The sequence below is a fragment of the bacterium genome (genome assembly GCA_035549195.1).
Lineage (GTDB): Bacteria > Oederibacteriota > Muellerivitia > Muellerivitales > Muellerivitaceae > DASZRK01.
The window spans coordinates 22,168-41,595 of record DASZRK010000012.1 but is presented as its reverse complement, the minus strand read 5'-3'; the positions used below and the strand labels follow the sequence as shown (position 1 = coordinate 41,595).

Genomic DNA, 19,428 nt, shown 5'->3' with positions numbered 1-19,428 from the left:
GTCCCTCGATTCGTTTTTGGTCGGATCGGCAAAAGAAGGCGGTAGCTTAGCATGGGCCTTCCGGGGCCGCAAGCCGCACCGGGAACGGCGGGATCGTGACGCCACGCGCCGCCTGAAAACCTTTTCCGGGGGACCTATTCCCGGCCCAGGTCCTCCAGCAGGCGCTGGACGGCTTCCATTTTTTTCTCGGGGCCCTCGTCGCCCTTCGCCGGGGTCCCGGGGGACGGATCCCCCTTCATGACCCGGAAGGAAATGGCGTTGGGATCCTGGGGATTGAACCGCAGGCGGGCTGGCGGCCATTGCTTCATCCATTTCTGGATCCTCTCGGCCGTGGGGGTCAGGTCCGGATGCCACTGCAGGGCCGCCCAGCCGTTCTGCAGTTCGAGCCGCTGGAGCCCCAGTCTTTTCGCCTTGGGCCGGAAGGAGGCCACCTTGAGGAGCATCTGGGCTTCCAGGGGCAAGGGCCCGAAACGGTCCTTCAGTTCCTCCTCCAATTGGGCCAGCACCTCGTCCTCGCTGGCCTCGGCGAGCCGGCGGTAGAACTCGATCTTGAGGGCCTCGTCCAGGATGTATTCCTTGGGGAAATAAGCGGTGACCCCGAGGGACAGGAGCGGCGTGAAGTCCGGCCCGGTTGCTTCGCCCTTCAAGGACGCGATCTCCGAGCTCAGCATGCGGCTGTAAAGGTCGAAGCCGATGGAATCCATGTTGCCATGCTGTTGGGTACCCAGCACATTCCCCGCTCCCCGGATCTCCATGTCCTTCATGGCCACGTGCATGCCCGACCCCAGGGTGGAGAATTCCTGGAGCACTTCCAGCCGTTTCTGGGCCAGTTCCCGCAACGTGATGTAGCGGGGGTAGAAAAAGTAGGCATAGGCCTGCCGGTCGGTCCGGCCCACCCGGCCCTTGAGTTGGTAGAGCTGGGCCAGCCCGAAGGAATCCGCCCTCTCCACGATGAGCGTGTTGACGTTGGGCATGTCGAGCCCGGACTCGATGATGGAGGTACAGACCAGCACGTCGTATTCCTTGTCCACGAAATCCATCATGACCGATTCCAGCTCGTGCTCGGTCAATTGGCCGTGGGCGATGGCGAGCTTCGCCTCGGGAACGAGCTTATGCAGGCGGTCGGCGATGCGTTCGATATCCTTCACATGATTGTGAACATAAAAGACCTGGCCCTCCCGGTTCATCTCGCGCCGCACGGCTTCGGCCACCAGCCGGTCGTCCAAGGGCGAGACCTGGGCCAGGACGGACCGGCGGTTCTTGGGGGGAGTGTCGATGACCGAGATCTCCCGGATGCCGGAAAGGGACATGTGGAGGGTCCGGGGGATGGGGGTGGCCGTGAGGGTCAGCACGTCCACGTCATGCTTGAGGGCCTTCAACTTTTCCTTCTGGGAGACCCCGAAGCGGTGCTCCTCGTCGATGATGAGCAGGCCCAACCGCGAGAACTTCACGTCCTTGCCCAGCAGGCGGTGGGTGCCGATGAGGATGTCCACCTTCCCTTCCCTGGCCCGGTCCAACACCTTCTTGATGTCGGAGCGGCTCCGGAAACGGGAAAGCACCTCCACCTCGACCGGGTATTCGGCCATGCGTTCCTTGAAGGTCTGGTAGTGCTGTTGGGCCAGGATGGTGGTGGGGACCAGGAGCGCCACCTGGCGTTTGTCCTGGACCGCCTTGAAGGCCGCCCGCATGGCGACCTCCGTTTTGCCGTAGCCCACGTCCCCGCAGACCAAGCGGTCCATGACCCGCTCCGACTCCATGTCGCGCTTCAGGTCCCGCACGGCGTTGTATTGGCCGGGGGTGAGCTCGTAGGGGAAGGAATCCTCGAACTCATGCTGCCAGGGACTGTCGCCGGCGATGGGCCGCTTCTTCAGGACCTGCCGGGTCGAGTAGAGGGCCATCAGTTCCCGGGCCACCGCCTCGATCTCCCGTTTGACCTTGCTCTTGGCCCGGCTCCATTGTTCCCCGCCCAGCTTGGAGAGGACGGGGGAGCCCTCGCTCCCGATGTAACGCTGGATGAGGGCGATCTGGTCGGTGGGCAGGTAGATCTTCTCGTTATCAGCGAATTCGAGCTGGATGTACTCCCGGGTGATGCCGTCGATGGTCAGCGGCGTCAGCCCCCGGTAAAGGCAGATGCCGCTGTCCACGTGCACGCACCAATCGCCGATGCCGATCTCGGAAAGGGACCCCAGGGGTTTCCCCCCCGAGACCGCCCGGGTGCGCTTGTGCCGCCTCCCCCGGTAGCGGCGGAAAAGATCATGGTCCGGAAGGACGTGCAGCCCCAGGTCGTCCAAGGCGAAACCCTGTTCGATCTCACCCAACGGGAACCCCAAGGCCGGGTTCTCCTTAGTGGCGATCTTCTCCTGCCGCAACAGCTCCGAGAGCCTCTCCCGCTCGCCCTTGTTGTGGCAAAAGACCAGCACCTGGGGCCGGCTCCCGTCCTGGGCCTCCAAGGGAGGCTCGGTCAACCATCGCTTCAGGTCGTTGCTGAAGGTGGCGAACTTGCCGTAATAAGGGGTCAGGGACCTTCCCTGGAAGGCGAACTTGAAGTCCGGCTCCTCCCCGAAGAGATCCTGGTCCAATTGGCCCACCGCGAAGGCCCTGCCTTTTTCCAAGGCCTTTTCCGCGAAAGCCAGGTCCGAAAAAAGGTCCTTCGAAGGGAAAAGGTCCGATCCATTCTCAGCCGCCTGGCGGTCGCAACCCGCCAGCAGTTCCAATAGTTCCTCCGCTTTTCGTTCCAGCGCCAGCGGTTCCATCAGGACCAGGTGCGCATTCCCCGGCAGGTAATCGAAAAGACAGGCCTTTTGTTCCAAAGCCGCCACCGCCTGCCACTGCCAGCCTGGGAACTGGTGGGTCTGGTTGAAAAGTTCCAGAGCGTCCTGGGCCCAACGGGAATCGGCCTTGGCCCTTTCCTTCAAGGCCTGACGGAGGTTGTAGCGGGTCTCGTCCCCCATCACGACCTCATGGGCCGGGAAGACCAGCAATTCCCCCAATTGGCCGCTGGAACGCTGGTTGAGGATGTCGAGGGGACGGATGGAATCCACCGTATCGCCGAAAAATTCCACGCGCACGGGCCCCGAGGGTGATCCCGGCGAGGCCAGGTCCAGGATGCCGCCCCGGGCGGCGAACTGCCCGAGCTTCAGGACCTGGTTCACCCGCTCATAGCCGAGGGCCTGGAGCCTCTCCTGGAGGTCGGCCGGCGCGTCGGAGCCGACCTTGAGCTCCATCACCTGGTCCAGCCATGCTTCGGGCGCCATCGTGCGCTGGAGCGCGCCCATCAAAGGCGAGATGACGATCCCGGCCCCCCCCTGGAGCAGATGGTAAAAGGTCCTTTGGCGGTCCCCCACCAGTTCGGGATCGGGGGTCTCAAAATCCTGGGGCAGGGTCTCCCAAGCGGGGCAGAGATGGATCGGGGTGTCCGGCAGCCAGGTCGAAAGATCGTCCTGGAGGACGAGGGCTTCTTCCCGGGTGGGGGTCAAAAGGAACCAAGGGGCCTCTTCCTTTGACCGGCGGTAGAGCCACGCCAAAAGGAAAGCCTTGGCGGAACCCGGCACGCCGTGAAGGAGCACCCGGCGCGAAGCGTCACTGATCTTTTCGGCCGCCGCGGCCGCGTTCGGCCATGCGGCCCGTTCGAACCGGAAAGGCCCCGTGGTTGAATTGGTGTCGTTCGTCACGTTCAGCCCCAACGCCAAAAAGGGCTTCCCGCTGGATAGGCAGGAAACCCGAATGGAAAAATGAAAGTCGCTGGATTCTGGACGAACGGGCCCCGAATGTCAATGAAGGGAACGGCTCAGGCGAAGGAACGCACCAGCCAGACCAGGATCATGACCCCGACCAACAAGGGAAAAAAAGGACCGGACCCGAGCCAACCATCCGCCTTTCGAGCAAGGCCGGGGACCGCCCTGCGCAAGACGGGCCGAAGGGCCCCATAGATGGCGAGGGCGTACCAAACATAACCGAAGGGGTTATCAGCCCAGGCTTCGGCCCAACGCCCATGACCGATGGCCAGGAAGGAATGGGTCAATCCACAACCCGGACAAGGGTGGTGGGTGAGGGACTTGAACCAGCAAAGATCCAGGGAAGGGAGGGCGGAAGGGGCCAGCAAAAGGCTGGCCCCCACCGCGAGGACGCAACAGGCCCAAAGGGTCCGGTCTGGATCCAGGAGGGATCCACGGCCCATCAGGCGGTCTTGATCTTGTTCTTCAACTCATGGGCCTTGATCAGGAAGAGGATCATGAGGACCAGGGCGGCGATCCCCGCGATCGCTCCCACGCAAGGGATGATGCAACAACAAGTGCAAATGCAATACCAAAGGGCCAGCTTGGCCCCACAGTCCCCCACCGAGTCGTCCTTGACCGAATCGAAATAGGCCTTGAAGGATTTCGCGAGCCCTGGATAGACCCAGAACATCCAGACGATGTTGAAGCAGGGAATGAGCAACAACCAGACCTTGCCCGGCTCCATGGCCCGGAATTGGGCCGGAACGGCTTCGTAAAGTTTATAGAGGAGGTAACAAATGAAGATCGCGATCGCCAAAGCCACGACCAGGATGACCCCATAGAGGGCCCCGAAGGTGGCCATGAAGACCGACGGATCGAAATGGTTCGGATCGAAACCGTTCATGAACATTCCTTTCACGACTGGATGAAAGACGGCCCATCTTAACATGGGCCCCGACAAATTAAGGGTAAATGGGCGGGAACAAAAAAAGCCCGCCGGAGGACCCGGCGGGCTTCGGGCGGCAACGCCCTCGGTTACTCGTTACTGAGGCTAGGGACCAGGGTCAACAGGAACATGCACTCTGGGCAATACAACAGGTGATATTCCACGTCGGCCTTTTCGCGGTCGTTCAACTTTCCCGCGCGGTAGAGGTCCAGCAACCTCCCGATCCGATGGCAATTTTCATCCATGGCTCTCCTCGCTTTCCGGCATCCGTTCGTCCATCCCCTTTGGAAGGATGGGCGGGTAAGCATTGGGCTACTTCCCCCCGGTCCCTTTCGGGTGGCCGGGCGCCCCAGTCCTTTTGGCGAAGGATTGGGCGGGTACCTAAGACTTCTGGGTTCCGAGACATCGCTGGCAAGCGGGTGGCTCAGCCATTCCCTTTCATTTCGACGTTCAATTTTCTCCTGGGTCCTTTTGAGCGTTCCCAGGGTGATCGCTTCAATTAAAGTGCATCATTTGTGCCAAAAAGGAAAAGGCTTAACCTTCGACTTTTTAAGCATTTTCCACTGATCTTGACGGTCGGTCGGCATTTTCTTTCGAAAAAAACTGGGATTCCCAAATTTTCCTCAATTTTGATCAAATTTTACCTGTTCATTATTGAACTTTTAGTCCAATTTTTAACGGTAAAACACAAGCAGATAACTGAACCCGCTTAGAATTCGCCATGAAAATAGGGCTTTTTAGAAGGAAAGAGGGCTGGAACCCCAATGGAAGATGAAGAAAGCGGAGGCCAAAGCAATGGCCGAACCAATGGGAACGGTCAGGTTATCGTCCCATTCGAAGGAAAGAAGTTCCACGAGGGCACCCGCCAAGGCCCCCACCAGGGCGATGCGCCAATCCAGCAGCATCATGAAGGCGATGAGGAAGGCCACCATGAAGAAGGCCGTGGTCCCTTCCAGCGACTTGCCGAAGATCTTCACGCGGCCGAAGTTCTTACCGCCCAATTCGGCGGCGGCGTCGCCCAACGACAGGAACAACATGGCGATGATGGCCACTTCCCGGGAGAAGACCAGGATGACCATGAAAAAGGCCAAACAAAGGAAGGTGGAGCCGTTATAACGGTTGGTCTCGGTACGGCGGATGAAGGCGGAGAAGAACTTCATGAATTGGGAATTGAACCGGTGGTCCCGGAGACGCATGAAGTCAAAAACGAAGGAAATAAGGAAGCAACTCCCCGAAACGATCAACAACCACTTTTTGACCAGGGGCGCATCCATCCCAAAGGGGGGGTAGAGATAGGCCAAGGGAAAAAGGGACGAGGCCAGGACGTGGTACATCTTCCGAAAGCCCTGGAAGGTCTTGGTTTCGATGACTTTTTGTGCTTTGTCCATTTCTTCCCCGACATGGATATGGGAGCCCGCCGCGACCGCGTTACGGTATCACGCCGTTAACCCCTTGGGAACCTTAAATCGTTGAAAACCCTTGTTTTAGGGGTCAACCCTCGCCCTTCTGACGACTGGACTTTTCCAAGAAATAGGTCAGATGTTCCAGTTCCGAGGCCAGGTCCACGCCCCGCACCAGGACCGACTTGGGGACCGTCAATTCGCAAGGGGCGAAATTCAGGATGGCACGGACCCCTCCATCGACCAGGTCGTCGGCCACCCGCTGGGCTTGGCTGGCGGGCACCGCGATGACCCCGATCTCGATCTTCTTTTCCCGGATGATCTGCCGAATGGCGGGCGTGGCCCAAATTCGCACTCCCTCCAGTTCCCAACCGACTTTGGAGGGGTCCACGTCGAAGGCGGCCTCGATCTTGAACCCGGCCTTGGAGAACCCGCCATATTGAAGGAGGGCCGTGCCCAGGTTCCCCGCCCCGACCAGGGCGATGCGCCAAAGCCGGTGGAGCCCCAGGATCTCCCGCATCTTGGCGTCGAGGGTCTTGGCGTCGTAGCCGATGCCCCGCTGTCCGAACTGGCCGAAGTAAGCCAGGTCCTTGCGCACTTGCGAAGGGTTGATGCCCGTGGAGGCCGCCAACTCCTTGGAGGAGATGACCTCCTGGCCCTTGTGAAGGAAGCTGGTGAAGCCGCGCAGGTAACGCGGCAACCGGGCGATCGTGGGCTCGGGGATGTTGCGGTGCTTGGGGGAACCGGATGTTTTTTTTTGCAAGGAATGTCCCTTAGGTCCTTCGGTGGATCACCACTCGTCCAAGGCCGCTCGTTCGGGAAAGATGCGTTGTTCCTCGAGGAACTGGACCCGTCGTTTGAGGGCTTCGGCCACTTTCTCCTTCATGGACTTCAGGGAGAAAGGTTTGGAAAGATAATCGCAGGCTCCCCGGCGGAGGGACTCGATCCCCACCGAGAAGGAGCCATAGGCGGTCATGATGATCACGAAGATCCCCTTGTCCCGGACCTTCAGGTATTGGAGCAGTTCCAGGCCGGTCATCTCGGGCATGCGGATATCCACCAGGGCCAGGTCGTAGGATTGGCGCCGTTGATAGGCGATGGCCTGGGTCGCGCTCACCGCCAGGTCCACCCGGTATCCGGCGTCCACCAGGGTCTTGGCCACCATCTTCCCGAAATCGACCTCGTCGTCCACCACCAGGATGCGGGCCTTGCCCACCGACCCCTTCCTCGGAGTGCGGGCCTTCTTCTTTCGGGTCTTAGGTTTCTTCATCGGGTCCCTTCCGCTTCTCAATGACCTTATTATAGTCAAAAACCTCGCCCGCTTCGTCCCCCCGGGACGCGAACTCCCCCGCCGGGAACAGGAGCGTGAAGACGGTCCCCTCCCCCACGCGGCTCTCCACCTCGATGCTCCCCTGGTGCTCGTCCACGATCCGCTTCACGATGGAGAGCCCCAGGCCCGTCCCCTTCCCGAATTCCTTAGTCGAGTAGAAGGGCTCGAAAAGACGCTTCAGCCGCTCCTCCGGGATGCCCTTTCCCGTATCCCGGACCACCACACGGATCTCGCCCCGTCGGTCCGCAGCGCTCAAGCGCATGGCCCGGAACTGGAACCCCACCGAAAGGGTGACGATGCCGTTGGGTTGGATGGAATCGATGGCGTTCTCGACCAGGTTCAGGAGGGCCTGGTAGATGCCCTCCGGATAGCCCCGCACCGGCGGGATATCCGGCGCCAGGTCCAGCACCAGGCGGCCGCCGGTCTTTTGGAGCTTGCCCTGGACCGAGGCCACCACCGATTCCACCACCTGGGGGAGGCGCACGGGCCCGATCTCGGAGGTGGTCTGGCGGCCGTAATCCAGGATGTCCCGCACCGTGCGGATGGCCCGTTGGGTGTATTGATCGATCTGCTGGAGTTCCTTCTGGATCTTGGTGCCCTTGCGGGTGGCGGCCAAGAGCATTTCCAGATGCCCCGAGATGAGGCCGAGTGGTGTGTTCACCCCGTGGGCCAGGCGCCCGGTCAGTTCCCCCATCTGGATGAGATGCCGCTTCTGCTCCAGGGTCTTTTCCCGCGCCCGCAGCCTTTCCTCCCGCGCCCAGACCTGGCGCATCAGGAGCACGCAGGCCGCGCTCATCAGCAGGAAGAAGAAGGACCAACGGACCGCCTGTTCGAGGTAGAGCCCCGCCTGCACCGGCGGGCTGAGCTGGTCCAGGATCCCGTCCACAAAATTGATCTTGCCCGCCTCGAAGGTCCGTGGAAGGTCCAGGGTGAGGTCCAGGTAAAGGGTCCCGAAAAAGACGCCGAAGATCAACAGCACCACCAGGATGGCCTGGGTGCGGGGTAGGATCAGGATGGCCGCCACCAACAGGAGCAGGAAATAGGGCATATAAAAGCTCACCGCGCCCCCCGAGGCCGTCACCCAGGCGCCCACCAGAAGACTGTCCACCAGGAACATCAGGGGCATCAACCAGCCCAAAAGCCGTTTGATGCGGCCGACGGCCCAAAAGAGAGGGCTCAAAAAAAGGGCCAAAAAAAGGATATCCCAACCCAGGACCACGCCCGCCGCCGCGTGGCGCGCCTCCGTGAAACTGAACAGCAAGAACATCATCACCACGCAAACGGTCCGGGTCAGCAGGAGGGTGCGAAAGGTTTGAACATTGGTCTCGACCGAGGGCATGGATCTCTTTCGATGGCAGGGTGGTCCGGCTCAGGCCAGGCTGGCGGCGATCCAATCTAGGTAGGCTTCGCTCCCGCCCCGGATGGGCAGGGCCACGACCTCGCAAACGGTGTAAGGATGGTTCTCACGCACCCACCGGGTGAGGGCGGACAATTTCGATCGGCCTGTCTTGATGAGGAGCAATTCCTCGCGGGCGGTCTCGACCTTTCCCTTCCAGCGGTAACGGCTCCGAACGCCCGGCACGATGTTCACGCAAGCGGCCATTTGATGGGCCACCAAGCCCCGGGAAAGTTTTTCACTGGTCTTGCGGTCGGGAGTGGTCACTAGGACGACCAGGTATTTCATAGGGGACCTCGGGATCCGTTCAGTTCGAGTTCTCGTCCAACAGGCGGTAGACCTTCTCCCCTTCGGCGGTCCGGGAGACCTGGACCTGGGCGGAAGGGGTCGGGGCCGGTCCCTGGCCCTGGCCCGGAAGGGCGTAGACCTTGGCCCCGCCGGCCACATCCACCATCTCGGCCAGGCGGTTCTTGGTGAGGATCTCCAGGCGGCGGGCGATCGAGATCATGTCCAGCCCCATGAAGGCCTGCAGGTCCTGGTTGGAAGCCACCGCCCGCCCCGACTTGGCCAGGAAGTAAAGGAGCTTCTTACAGACCAGGTCCAGTTTCAGGTGCTCGTTCACCGCCTCGAAAAGGTCCTGGAACTCCACCCGCCTCCCCCCGCGCTTGAAGCCCCGGTACATGGCCTCGGAGAGCAGGAAGACGAACCGCCGGGCATTGCCCGAGGACAGGGCCAGGGCCAGGGTGAGGGCCTCGGGCTCCAGGAAATCCTCCACGGGGGTTTTCCACCCCGCTTTGGAGAGCCGCAAGGCCAGGATGTCCTTCAACTGATCCGGGGTGAATTTTTCGACCAGCACCACGTTCTTGAAAAGACCGAGCACCGTGGGCTCCGCCCCCTCCCGGACCACCTGGTTCACCTTGGAATAGAACTCCTCCTGCAGGGCCATGACGAAAGCGATGTTGGGAAGCTCGAGGAGGGCCTTCAATTCCTCCAAAAGCTGGAGGGTCTTCTCGGACCGGGTCAGGTGATGGACCCGGTCGCCCTTGATCTTCTCCAGATCATCCACAAAGACCAAGAGGGGTTTCCGGAGCTTGGAGACCAGGGAACGGATGACCGAAAAGACGGCGTTCTTGCTCAACTCGCCCGATTCCAGTTTCCGGTGCAGGTCCTGGGCCTTGATGCCCGGGACCTTCGGGATGGCCACCAGGATCTCACGCAACAGTTCGTTGAGGAAGTAGGAAGCGTCGTCCAGGGGCACACCGATGGCGACCGTGTGGTAGGCCGAGGGGACCCGCGCCCGCAAGGCCTGCATCAGGCTGCTCTTCCCCACCCCCGGCTCGCCGGCCACTCCCACGTTGGAAACGGACAGGGCCAGGGAAAGGAGCCGGTCCAACAGGTCTTCCCGACCGATGAAAAAATCGAGGTTGTGGCCTTGGAGCGAAAGGGTCGTGAAAGGGTCCTGCTTCAGTCCTAAATGGCGGTAGGCGGTCAGGACCTTTCCATTGGGCAGGCTCTTTTTGTTCTTCTTGGGTTTGCGGGAAGCCATGGGCGCCTTCCAAGGGGGATGGACCATTATTCCCCAGGGAAGGACCGGTGGAAAGGGGACGGCCCGAAAACCTTGTGCTACCGGCCGATGCCCAATCGCTCTCCCTGCACCAAATAGGGGGTCTGCATCTCGCTTTTACCTTTGATCTGCATGGGCGAAAGCGGTGAAAGGGTGAAGGAATCCCGGCACGCCTTGGCCATCTCCTCGTTCACCAGCACCTGTCCGTGCTTGGCCACCCCGCAGAGCCGAGAGGCCATGTTCACCGTGTCACCGATGAGGGTGAATTCCATCCGGTTGGTCGAGCCCAGATTGCCCACGATGGCCTCCCCCGCCGTGATGCCGATCCCCAGGCCGATCTTCACCTCCCGGCTATAGGCCACCTTGAAGGATTGGTTCAAAAGCTCGAACCGGTCCTGCATACGGATCGCGGTGCGTAGCACCGCCCGAGCGGGCTCCTCCTCGTTCCCATAGGGGCGGCGGAAATAGGCGAAGATGGCGTCCCCGATGTACTTGTTGATGTCCCCCCCACCCTGGGTGATCACTTCCTCCATCCCCTGGAACATCTTGTTCAGTATCTCCACCGTTTCCTCGGGCTTCAGTTGCTCGGTCATGCTGGTGAAACCACGCACGTCGGAGAAAAGCACATAGACCTTCCGGAGCTCCCCGCCCAATTCGGAGCCCAGGGCCTTCTTGGTGGCCCTTTCCGTCACGGAGGTCCCCACGTATTTCTCCAGGGTCTGGTTCGAGAGCTTGGCTTTTTCCTGGAGCGTCCGGTATTCCTGGGCGCTTCCCTCGACGAGCTTCTCCATCAGAAGAGCCGTGTTCCACGGCATGGACCCCGTCACCTTGGGGAAGTTGTAGGAGACCATTTGGTGGGTGAAAAAGAGGTCCTGGGTCTCCAGGAGAACGGCGTTGCGGATCCGCCAGGCCAGTAACGCCCACCAGAAAAGCAGCAGGGCACCGACCATCAGGGCCAAGACTTCCACGATGACCGGATCATCGATGAACTGGGCGGCCAGGATGCCCGCGCCCACGGTCAAGAGAAGCCACAGAACGGCCATAGGGAACGCAGCCTTCAACTTGGGCAGGATCTTTTCGAGGACGGGAAAATGCTTGAGCATGGGACCGAACCCCCAGGAAGAGGTAAACGGATCGACCGAGCCCAATTTTATCGCAATTCGGTCGCGGCAAGGGATTTGGCAGGGGTTTTCGGAAAGCCCCCGGATAGGGCCTTTTAGGCACGGGTCAGTTCCTGGCCGGCCTGGCGGAGGCGTTCCAGGCCCTCCAAGGTCCTGGCTTCCATATAACAACGCATCAGGGGCTCGGTCCCGGAAAAACGCACCATCAGCCATTCGCCGTTCTCGAGGAGGAACTTGGTCCCGTCCTTTCGGACGATCTGGGCCACCTTGAGGCCCGCGATCTCGGCGGGCGGGTTGTCCTTGAGCTTGGCGGTCATGACCTCTTTCAGGCCGTCCCGGAGCTTGAGGTTCAAACGGTCCGAATAAAAGGCGCCGTATTTCTGGTGAAGGCCCTTGAGGACGGCCGAGAGGTTCTTGCCCGCGCTGGCCACCACTTCGGCCATGAGCAGGCAGGCCAGGATCCCGTCCTTTTCCGGCACGTGGCCGTGGACGGTCAATCCGCCCGATTCCTCGCCTCCGATGATGATGGGTTCCTTGGCCATGATCTCGGCGATGTACTTGAATCCCACCGGGGTTTCCTTCAGCGGCACGTTGTGGGCTTTGGCGATCTCGTCGATCAGGTGGGTGGTGGCCACGGTCCGCACCACGCAACCCTTCCAATCCCGGGTCTCCAACAGGTGGTCAAAGAGGATGGCCAGCACCTCGTTGGGGGTGATGTAGGTCCCATCCGAATCGATGATGCCGAACCGGTCCGCATCCCCGTCATTGGCAAGGCCCATATGGGCGGGCCAGGTCCGCACCATCTGAACGGCTTCCTTCAGTTCTTCCCCCCCGGGTTCGGGATGATGACCGCCGAAGAAAGGGTCCCGGTTCGAATGAAGGACCTTCAAGGTGACCCCCGACTCCTGGAGAAGGGCGTCCAGGTAACCGGCCCCGTTGCCGTGCATCAGGTCCACGACCACCTTCATGCGGGCTTTTTTGAGCGCGTCGAACCGGACGAACTCGCGGATGCGCTTGAAATATTCCTCTTTCGGATCGATATCGACGATCAATCCCTTTTCCCGGGCCTGCTCCTCGTTCATCTCGGGGACCTTGGCGTTCTTCACCGCAAGGCTCTCGGTGAGGGCCTCCAGCGCCATGGTCACCTGGACCGGGGCCGGGCCTCCATCGGAGCCGTTGAACTTGAGGCCCTGGTACTGGGCCGGGTTGTGGGAAGCGGTGAAATTGATGGCGCCGGCACAGCCACGACGCAGGAGCTCATAAGAAACGGTTGGGGTCGGCGTCCCCACCGGGCAGACAAAGGACTTGATGCCATGGCCGGCCAGGACCTGGGCGGTCACCTTCATGAACTCTTCGGAGAGGAACCGGTAGTCCCCGGCCACCACCACGCCCTTGCCCGCTTCCCCGCTCTGTTGCAGGTGCTGGGCGATGGCGGCCACGGCGATGCGGACGTTGGCAAAGGTGAATTCATCGGCCAGGATGGCCCGCCAACCTGAAGTTCCAAAGGTGATTTTAGCCACGGTTGGGCCTCACACTTTCAAATGAAGAAAGATCGCAATTAGGCTGCCCTGAGGCACGCGAGGGGCCGGAGTTGCCGAAAGTGATCTTGGCCAAGTTCGTTTCCTTGAATGAGGGAGTGGACATGGAAATCGTGGAAAGTTTACGAAAAAAGGTCGAAGGCAACAACGCCTTTGGTTCGGCGGCAAGGGCCTTAGGGTCGTCTCATCCTTGCCACTTCTTGATCTTCTCCGAGAACGACGCCACCAATTCCTGGGCCTTCTTCTCGGTCTCGGACTCGGCGCTCACGTGGAAGATGGCCATGTCGGCGTCGGGCAGGATCATGACCGAGGACCCGTTCAAGGTGAGCTTGACCCCGTCGATGAGCTCCCGCTTCTCGTTGGCCGTGTCCTCGATGAGATGGCGCATGATGGTGCCCTTCATTTCCCAGGAACAGGGCACCTTCTGGCTGACCTGGATCTTCTTGGGCAGTTGCTCGAGGTAATGGGAAATGGGCTTCTTTTCCAGCGCGATCACTTCCATCAATTTGGCCGTGGACATCATGGCATCCATGATGGGCGCGAACTTCGGGAAAATGAGCCCGCCGTCCGATTCCCCGGCGAAGGCCACGTCCTTTTGCGCCGCCGCTTCCATGAGCGAGTAATAGTTGATGCGGGTGCGCTGGAGCTTGCCGCCCTTGGCTTTCGCCAGGTCGTCCAGGATCTGGGATCCGTTGACCGGCACCACCGTCTTGGCCCCGGGGGTCCGGTTGTAGGTATAGAGGGAAAAAAGGGCCAGGAGTTCGGTCCCGTGGAGCAGGTGCCCCTTCTCGTCCACTACGAAGATCTTCTCGGCCCCGGCGTCGAAAAGCACGCCGAAGTTGGCCTTGAGGGTCGGCACGATATCGGACAATTGCTTGAGGGCCGCGTTGAACTCGTCCTGCGTCTTGGTGAGCTTGGTCTCGTCCATATAGGCGTTCAAGGCCACCACCTCGCAGCCCAACTTGCCCAACAGCCAGGGGAAGATGGGGGCGGCCGCGGAGAAGGCGTAATCGATGACCACCTTGGGCTTGGCCTCGGCGATGGCCTTCACGTCGAGGGCTTCCAGGAAGCCTTCGTGGTAGAACTCGAGCAGGCGGTGCGGGAAGGACAGTTCCCCGGTCTCCTCCATGGTGGCCCGACGGAAATCCTCCCGGTAAAAGAGGTTCTCGATGCCCTTCTCCTTGCCGGAGGAAAGGGCCAACCCCCGATTGTCGAAGAACTTGATGTCGATGTACTGCTTGTCGAAGGGGCTCTTGCGGGTGTGAAGGCCCCCGGCGTTGGAGAGCTTGGGCACGGCGTAGCGGGCCACCGAGATGGGCATGTCCTGCAGGTCGTGCACATTGACGCCCGAGGAGAGGATGCCCGAGATGAGGGCCCGGTTGATCATGCGGCTGGTCTTGTGGATGTCCCGGGCGGTGACGACCGTGGAGCCCTTGGGGAGGGACGCCCCGTAGGCCGCGCCCAGCTTGGACGCGAACTCGGGCGTGATGTCGATGCCCGCCATGCCGGTCACGCCGTGCTGGCCGAAGATGGACCGGGACCACTTGTCGCCCCAAATGAGCGAGGTGGAAAGCTGGGCCCCGTCCTCCACCACCTTGTTGGGCCAGACCTTGACGCCGGCCTTGATGACCGCTTCCTTCCCGATCGAGCAGTTGTCCGAGATGATGGCACCCTCGAAGATGGAGGCCTTCTCGTGCACATCGGTGCCCGAGGAGATGACGCATTCCCTCGCCTGGGCCTCGGCTCCGATCTGGACATTGCGCCAAACGGTGGCGTTGGTCAGCACCACGCCCTCTTCCACCTGGCAACCGTCGCCCAATACCGAGTTGCTGATCCTGGCGTTCTTCCCGATGTTGCAGTTGTCCCCCAGCACCACCGTGCCCGAGAGCTGGGCCGAGGGGTCGATATGGCACCCCTTCCCCGTCCAGATCTCCTTGCCCATCTTGTTCTGACGGGAACCCGGGATGCCCACCTCCACCTTGCCCGCGAAGATGTCCTGGTGGGCGATGCGGTATTGGTCCAGGTTGCCGATGTCCGCCCAATAGCCTTGGGCGATATAGCCGTAAAGGGGCATCCCCTCCTTGAGCATCAGGGGGAAAAGGTTCTTGGAGAAATCGTACTCGGTCTTTTCGGGGAAGAGGTCCAGCACCTCGGGTTCCAGGATATAGATGCCGGTGTTGACGGTGTCCGAGAAGACCTCGCCCCAGGTGGGCTTCTCGAGGAAGCGCTCGATCTTGCCGTCCTTGGCCGTGATGACCACCCCGAAGGCCAGCGGGTTCTCCACCCGGGTCAGGACCATGGTGGCCTTGGCCTTGTTCTGTTCGTGGAACTTGAGGGCGGCGGTCAGGTCGAAGTCGGTCAGAACGTCCCCCGAGATGACGACGAAGCGTTCCTTGCCGATCATCGACTGGCAGTTCTTGACGGATCCGGCGGTCCCCAGGTCGCTTTCGGCGGCCTTGTAGGCCATCTGGATGCCGAAGTCGGCCCCGTCGCGGAAATACTCGGTGATGATCTCGGGCTGGTAGAAGACCACACTGATCATGTCGTTGAGTTTGTGCTTCTTGAGCAGGTCCACGATGATCTCCATCATGGGCCGGTTGACCATGGGGAGCATGGGCTTGGGAATATTGATGGTAAGGGGCCGCATGCGGGTTCCGAACCCGCCGGCCATGATGACGGCTTTCATGCTAGGGTGCCTTTCGCGCGAACAACCCGGGATAACGATGAAAAATGGGAAGCGGAGGCCTTAACAGCGGCATTTTAACGCATTTAAAACGGGAAAATAGGAATTTTCTGGCTCCCGCCCCTGCCATGCGACGGTGGCTGACAAGATAGCGTCATCTCAAAACCCACTTGCTTTTTCAGGCCTTAGCGCAGATTTTAAGGGCCCGGTTTACCAAGGAGAAATATCCATGAGCCTCAACGAACAAGCCATCCTCGACGCCCTTCGGGTCATCAAAGATCCCGACCTCCACCAGGACATCGTGTCGCTCGGTTTCATCAAGAACCTGGCCATCGAAAACGGCAAGGTCCGGTTCGACATCGAGCTCACCACTCCCGCCTGCCCGGTCAAGGACCAGTTCAAGACCCAAGCCGAGGCCGAGGTGAAGAAGCTCTCCGGCGTTTCCGCCGTCGAGGTCAAGATGACCTCCAACGTGCGCCAGGCCTCCACCGGCATCCAGAACCTCAACATGCCTTCAGTGAAGAACCTCATCGCGGTAGCCTCGGGCAAAGGCGGCGTGGGCAAGTCGACGGTTTCCGCCAACCTAGCCCTGGCCCTGGCCAAGACCGGCGCCAAGGTCGGGCTCATGGACGCCGACGTCTACGGCCCCTCCATCCCCCGCATGCTGGGCGTCATGGGCCAGCAGCCGGCCACCGACCCCCTGACCAAGAAGATGGTCCCCTTCGAGAAGCACGGCATCAAGTTCATGTCCGTCGGCATGCTCCAGGCCGATTCCGACACCGCCCTTATCTGGCGCGGACCGATGGCCAGCAAGCTCATCCAGCAGTTCCTGGGCGGGGTGGAATGGGGCGAGTTGGACTACCTCCTCATCGACCTTCCCCCGGGCACCGGGGACATCCAATTGACCCTCACCCAATCCGCTCCCCTGGCCGGGGCCGTCATCGTGACCACCCCCCAGGACGTGGCCCGCACCATCACCCAAAAGGGTCTCCGGATGTTCCAGCAGGTCCAGGTGCCCATCATCGGTATCGTGGAGAACATGAGCGGCTTTGTCTGTGAGCATTGTCATGAAGTGACCCCCATCTTCAAGAAGGGCGGGGGCAAGAAGATGGCGGAGGAAGTGGTGGTGCCCTTCCTGGGTGAACTGCCCCTGGAGCCCACCATCGCCGCTGACGGGGACTACGGCGTGCCCACGGTCGCCGCCCACCCCGACTCCCCTTCCGGCAAGGCCTACGCCCTCATCGCCCGTCAAATGGCCTCCCAGCTCTCGATCATCAACGAGGCGACCGGCAAGGTCTCCAACCGTCCCCGGGAAGTGGACACCAAGGATCCCCAGGTCACCACCATCACCTGGGACGACGGGAGCCTCATGCGCTACCCCAACCGTTATCTGCGGAGCATGTGTCCCTGCGCCCAATGCGTGAACGAAGTGACGGGCGAACGGATGATCAACCTTGCCTCCATCGACCCGGCGGTACGCATCGTGGGGGTCGCCCCCGTGGGACGTTACGCCCTCCATTTCCAATGGTCCGACGGCCATGGGACGGGCCTTTATTCCTTCGAGACCCTGCGCAAACTCGGGGAATAAGATCCCGGCAAAATTCACGGTCTTCCGGTTCCCCAGACCCATCTAGGTCATAAAAGACCCAGCCCTCGTTCCTTTACCATCCCTTCAGGTTTCATCCTTGATATTGATAATCATTATCAATATTCTAAGGGACCTTCAGGAGAACCCTTTTGAAAAAACTCGCCGGCACCTTGGCCCTTCTCTTCTTGCTGGGTGCCTTTCTCATTCCAAGTCTTACCCGGCATCCGGCCCAGGCCGAGGAAAGCCCGGAGAAATCCCCCCGGTTCCTCGTCCATCTCATGGACTACCTGGCGGTGGATTATGGCGGGGCGGTCAAGAACGGCAAGGTCATCAGCCTGAGCGAATACAAGGAACAGACCGACTTCTCCAAGACCGCCCTGGACCTAGCCCGCTCCCTTCCGGAACTAAAGGCCTCCACCGAGATCCCCCTGCTCGTCGAACACGTGGACCGATTGATCCGGGCCAAGGCCGACCCGCAGACCGTGGCCGCCGCCGCCCGGCAGGCCCAGGCCAAGGTCATCCAATGGGTGGACCTTCCCGTCGCCCCCGCTCAATGGCCCAACCTCACCACAGGGCGCATGCTTTTCCAGAACAATTGCGCCAAGTGCCACGGAACCGAGGGCCGCGGCGACGGCCCCAGCGCCAAGGGTTTGGAGACAAAACCCGCCAACTTCCAGGACCTGACCAAGATGCGGGAACTCTCCCCCTTCCAGGTCTTCAACACGGCACGCCTCGGGGTCCCCAACACACCCATGGCGGGATTCCCCAATTTCTCCGATGAGGACACCTGGAACCTGGCCTTCTATATCATCTCCCTGCGCTACCAGGACAACCCGGAGGACACCGCCGCCCTTTTCCAGGAATTGAAGGCCCGCTCCAAGCTGAAGGATGGTGATCTCCTGAAATCGGTCGCCAGTTCCTCCGATGAAGCCCTTGCCCAGAGGTTCTCCCTTTCCGCGGACCAAGGAGGGAAAACCCTGGCGGCCCTCCGGCTCCACTCCAACCAGAATTCCCCGGCCGCCTCCCTCGACCTGGCCTCTTCCCTGCTGGACGCGGCCTTCCGGGATTACCAGGCCTTCCACTTCGATTCCGCGGCCAAAAAGGCGGTCCGATCCTATCTGGAAGGCATCGAACCCATCGAATCCCGCTTGAGGGCCGACGATCCCCGGGCGGTCGGCGACCTGGAGGAAGCGATGGGCTTGGTGCGTTCCGGCATGAATTCCCAAAAGCCGCCCAAGGAAGTGGCCTTGGCCGTGACCAAGGCCCAGGACCTCATCCAACAGGCCCGCAAGACCCTGGGACAACAGGGTTCCTCCCCCGGCCTGACCTTCCTGCTCGCCTTCGGCATCCTCATTCGCGAAGGTTTCGAGGCCGCCCTCCTTATCGTGGCCCTGCTGGGCGTGATCCGGGTGTCGGGCGCGCAAAAAGCGGCCCGCTGGGTGCATGGCGGCTGGCTGGCGGCGGTGGGGCTGGGCATCCTGGCCTGGTTCTTTTCGGGATGGCTGATGGGCTTGAGCGGGATGGGGCGTGAATTGATGGAAGGCGTCACCGGAGTGGTGACCGTCCTGATCCTTCTTTACCTGGGCTTCTGGCTCCACAGCCGCACGGAGATCACCCGATGGAAACAATTCATTGAGGTCCAGGTCAAGGCCGCGGTGGAGGAACGGAACCTCATCCAACTGGCCTTCATCTCGTTCCTGGCGGCCTTCCGGGAGGCCATCGAGACCGTCCTTTTCCTGAGGGCCATCTGGCTGGAGGGCGGCATGGACACCAAGACCGCGCTCGGGGCCGGGGTCGTGGCGGCCTTTGCGGCGGTCCTCGTCCTGGGTTGGGTCCTCGTTCACTTCAGCACCCGGATCCCCATCAAGACCCTGTTCAACATCTCCTCGATCATCATGGTCCTATTGGCGGTCATCCTGACCGGAAAGGCCGCCCACTCCTTCCAGGAAGTGGATCTCCTGTCCGTGACCCTTTCACCCCTGGCCCTGCATTCGGATTGGCTGGGGCTCTACCCCACGCGGGAAACACTGCTGGCCCAATGGGTCGTCCTGGCCCTGAGCGTTTTCCTGTGGATCCGGGGCAAAAAACCGCCCCAAAAAGCCTAGGGATTTCCGCGGTTCCCCTCTTCCTTTTCCATTCGCTTCCG

15 protein-coding genes are annotated in these 19,428 nt (G+C 61.1%); 2 read left to right on the top strand and 13 right to left on the bottom strand.

Annotated features, from left to right (window positions below):
* Positions 1-134: 134 nt before the first annotated feature.
* The 13 genes from mfd to VHE12_01995 all read right to left on the bottom strand — a co-directional run bounded on the left by mfd (position 135) and on the right by VHE12_01995 (position 15,697).
* Positions 135-3,689, bottom strand: coding sequence for a transcription-repair coupling factor (mfd, locus tag VHE12_02055; protein HVZ79567.1), 3,555 nt, complete (start codon positions 3,687-3,689; stop codon positions 135-137).
* A gap of 98 nt (positions 3,690-3,787) precedes the next feature.
* On the bottom strand, positions 3,788-4,177 hold the full coding sequence (locus tag VHE12_02050; GenBank protein ID HVZ79566.1) for a DUF2752 domain-containing protein: 390 nt from the start codon (positions 4,175-4,177) through the stop codon (positions 3,788-3,790).
* A complete protein-coding gene (locus VHE12_02045) occupies positions 4,177-4,620 on the bottom strand; it encodes a hypothetical protein (protein HVZ79565.1) in 444 nt (147 codons plus the stop codon). The genes VHE12_02050 and VHE12_02045 overlap by 1 nt, the downstream gene beginning before the upstream one ends.
* A 131-nt stretch (positions 4,621-4,751) precedes the next feature.
* Positions 4,752-4,907 carry a zf-HC2 domain-containing protein gene (locus tag VHE12_02040; GenBank protein HVZ79564.1) on the bottom strand — a complete coding sequence of 52 codons (156 nt, stop codon included), beginning with the start codon at positions 4,905-4,907 and terminating at the stop codon, positions 4,752-4,754.
* Between the two features lie 492 nt (positions 4,908-5,399).
* Positions 5,400-6,050: a hypothetical protein gene (locus tag VHE12_02035; protein ID HVZ79563.1), complete on the bottom strand. Its 651-nt coding sequence runs from the start codon at positions 6,048-6,050 to the stop codon at positions 5,400-5,402.
* Between the two features lie 103 nt (positions 6,051-6,153).
* Positions 6,154-6,825 (bottom strand): redox-sensing transcriptional repressor Rex, encoded by a 672-nt coding sequence (locus VHE12_02030; GenBank protein ID HVZ79562.1) that lies wholly within the window; start codon positions 6,823-6,825, stop codon positions 6,154-6,156.
* 27 nt (positions 6,826-6,852) lie between these two features.
* Complete coding sequence (locus VHE12_02025) at positions 6,853-7,332, bottom strand: response regulator (protein ID HVZ79561.1); 480 nt, start codon at positions 7,330-7,332, stop codon at positions 6,853-6,855.
* The gene (locus tag VHE12_02020; protein ID HVZ79560.1) at positions 7,319-8,731 is read right to left on the bottom strand and encodes an ATP-binding protein; all 1,413 of its coding nucleotides are present in this window, start codon (positions 8,729-8,731) and stop codon (positions 7,319-7,321) included. The genes VHE12_02025 and VHE12_02020 overlap by 14 nt, the downstream gene beginning before the upstream one ends.
* A 30-nt stretch (positions 8,732-8,761) precedes the next feature.
* Positions 8,762-9,076 (bottom strand): divalent-cation tolerance protein CutA, encoded by a 315-nt coding sequence (cutA, locus tag VHE12_02015; GenBank protein HVZ79559.1) that lies wholly within the window; start codon positions 9,074-9,076, stop codon positions 8,762-8,764.
* A 19-nt stretch (positions 9,077-9,095) separates the two neighbouring features.
* The gene (locus VHE12_02010; GenBank protein HVZ79558.1) at positions 9,096-10,334 is read right to left on the bottom strand and encodes an AAA family ATPase; all 1,239 of its coding nucleotides are present in this window, start codon (positions 10,332-10,334) and stop codon (positions 9,096-9,098) included.
* 77 nt (positions 10,335-10,411) lie between these two features.
* Positions 10,412-11,455, bottom strand: a complete 1,044-nt coding sequence (locus VHE12_02005) for an adenylate/guanylate cyclase domain-containing protein (GenBank protein ID HVZ79557.1) — start codon at positions 11,453-11,455, stop codon at positions 10,412-10,414.
* 113 nt (positions 11,456-11,568) lie between these two features.
* Positions 11,569-12,993, bottom strand: coding sequence for a phosphoglucomutase/phosphomannomutase family protein (locus VHE12_02000; GenBank protein ID HVZ79556.1), 1,425 nt, complete (start codon positions 12,991-12,993; stop codon positions 11,569-11,571).
* Between the two features lie 202 nt (positions 12,994-13,195).
* Positions 13,196-15,697 (bottom strand): mannose-1-phosphate guanyltransferase, encoded by a 2,502-nt coding sequence (locus tag VHE12_01995; protein HVZ79555.1) that lies wholly within the window; start codon positions 15,695-15,697, stop codon positions 13,196-13,198.
* Positions 15,698-15,923: 226 nt separating this feature from the next.
* On the opposite strand from VHE12_01995, the gene apbC reads away from it, so the two are divergent.
* Together apbC and VHE12_01985 are read left to right on the top strand one after the other, a co-directional pair.
* The gene (apbC, locus tag VHE12_01990) at positions 15,924-17,282 is read left to right on the top strand and encodes an iron-sulfur cluster carrier protein ApbC (protein HVZ79554.1); all 1,359 of its coding nucleotides are present in this window, start codon (positions 15,924-15,926) and stop codon (positions 17,280-17,282) included.
* 149 nt (positions 17,283-17,431) lie between these two features.
* Complete coding sequence (locus VHE12_01985) at positions 17,432-19,387, top strand: cytochrome c/FTR1 family iron permease (GenBank protein ID HVZ79553.1); 1,956 nt, start codon at positions 17,432-17,434, stop codon at positions 19,385-19,387.
* The last annotated feature ends 41 nt before the right edge of the window (positions 19,388-19,428 follow it).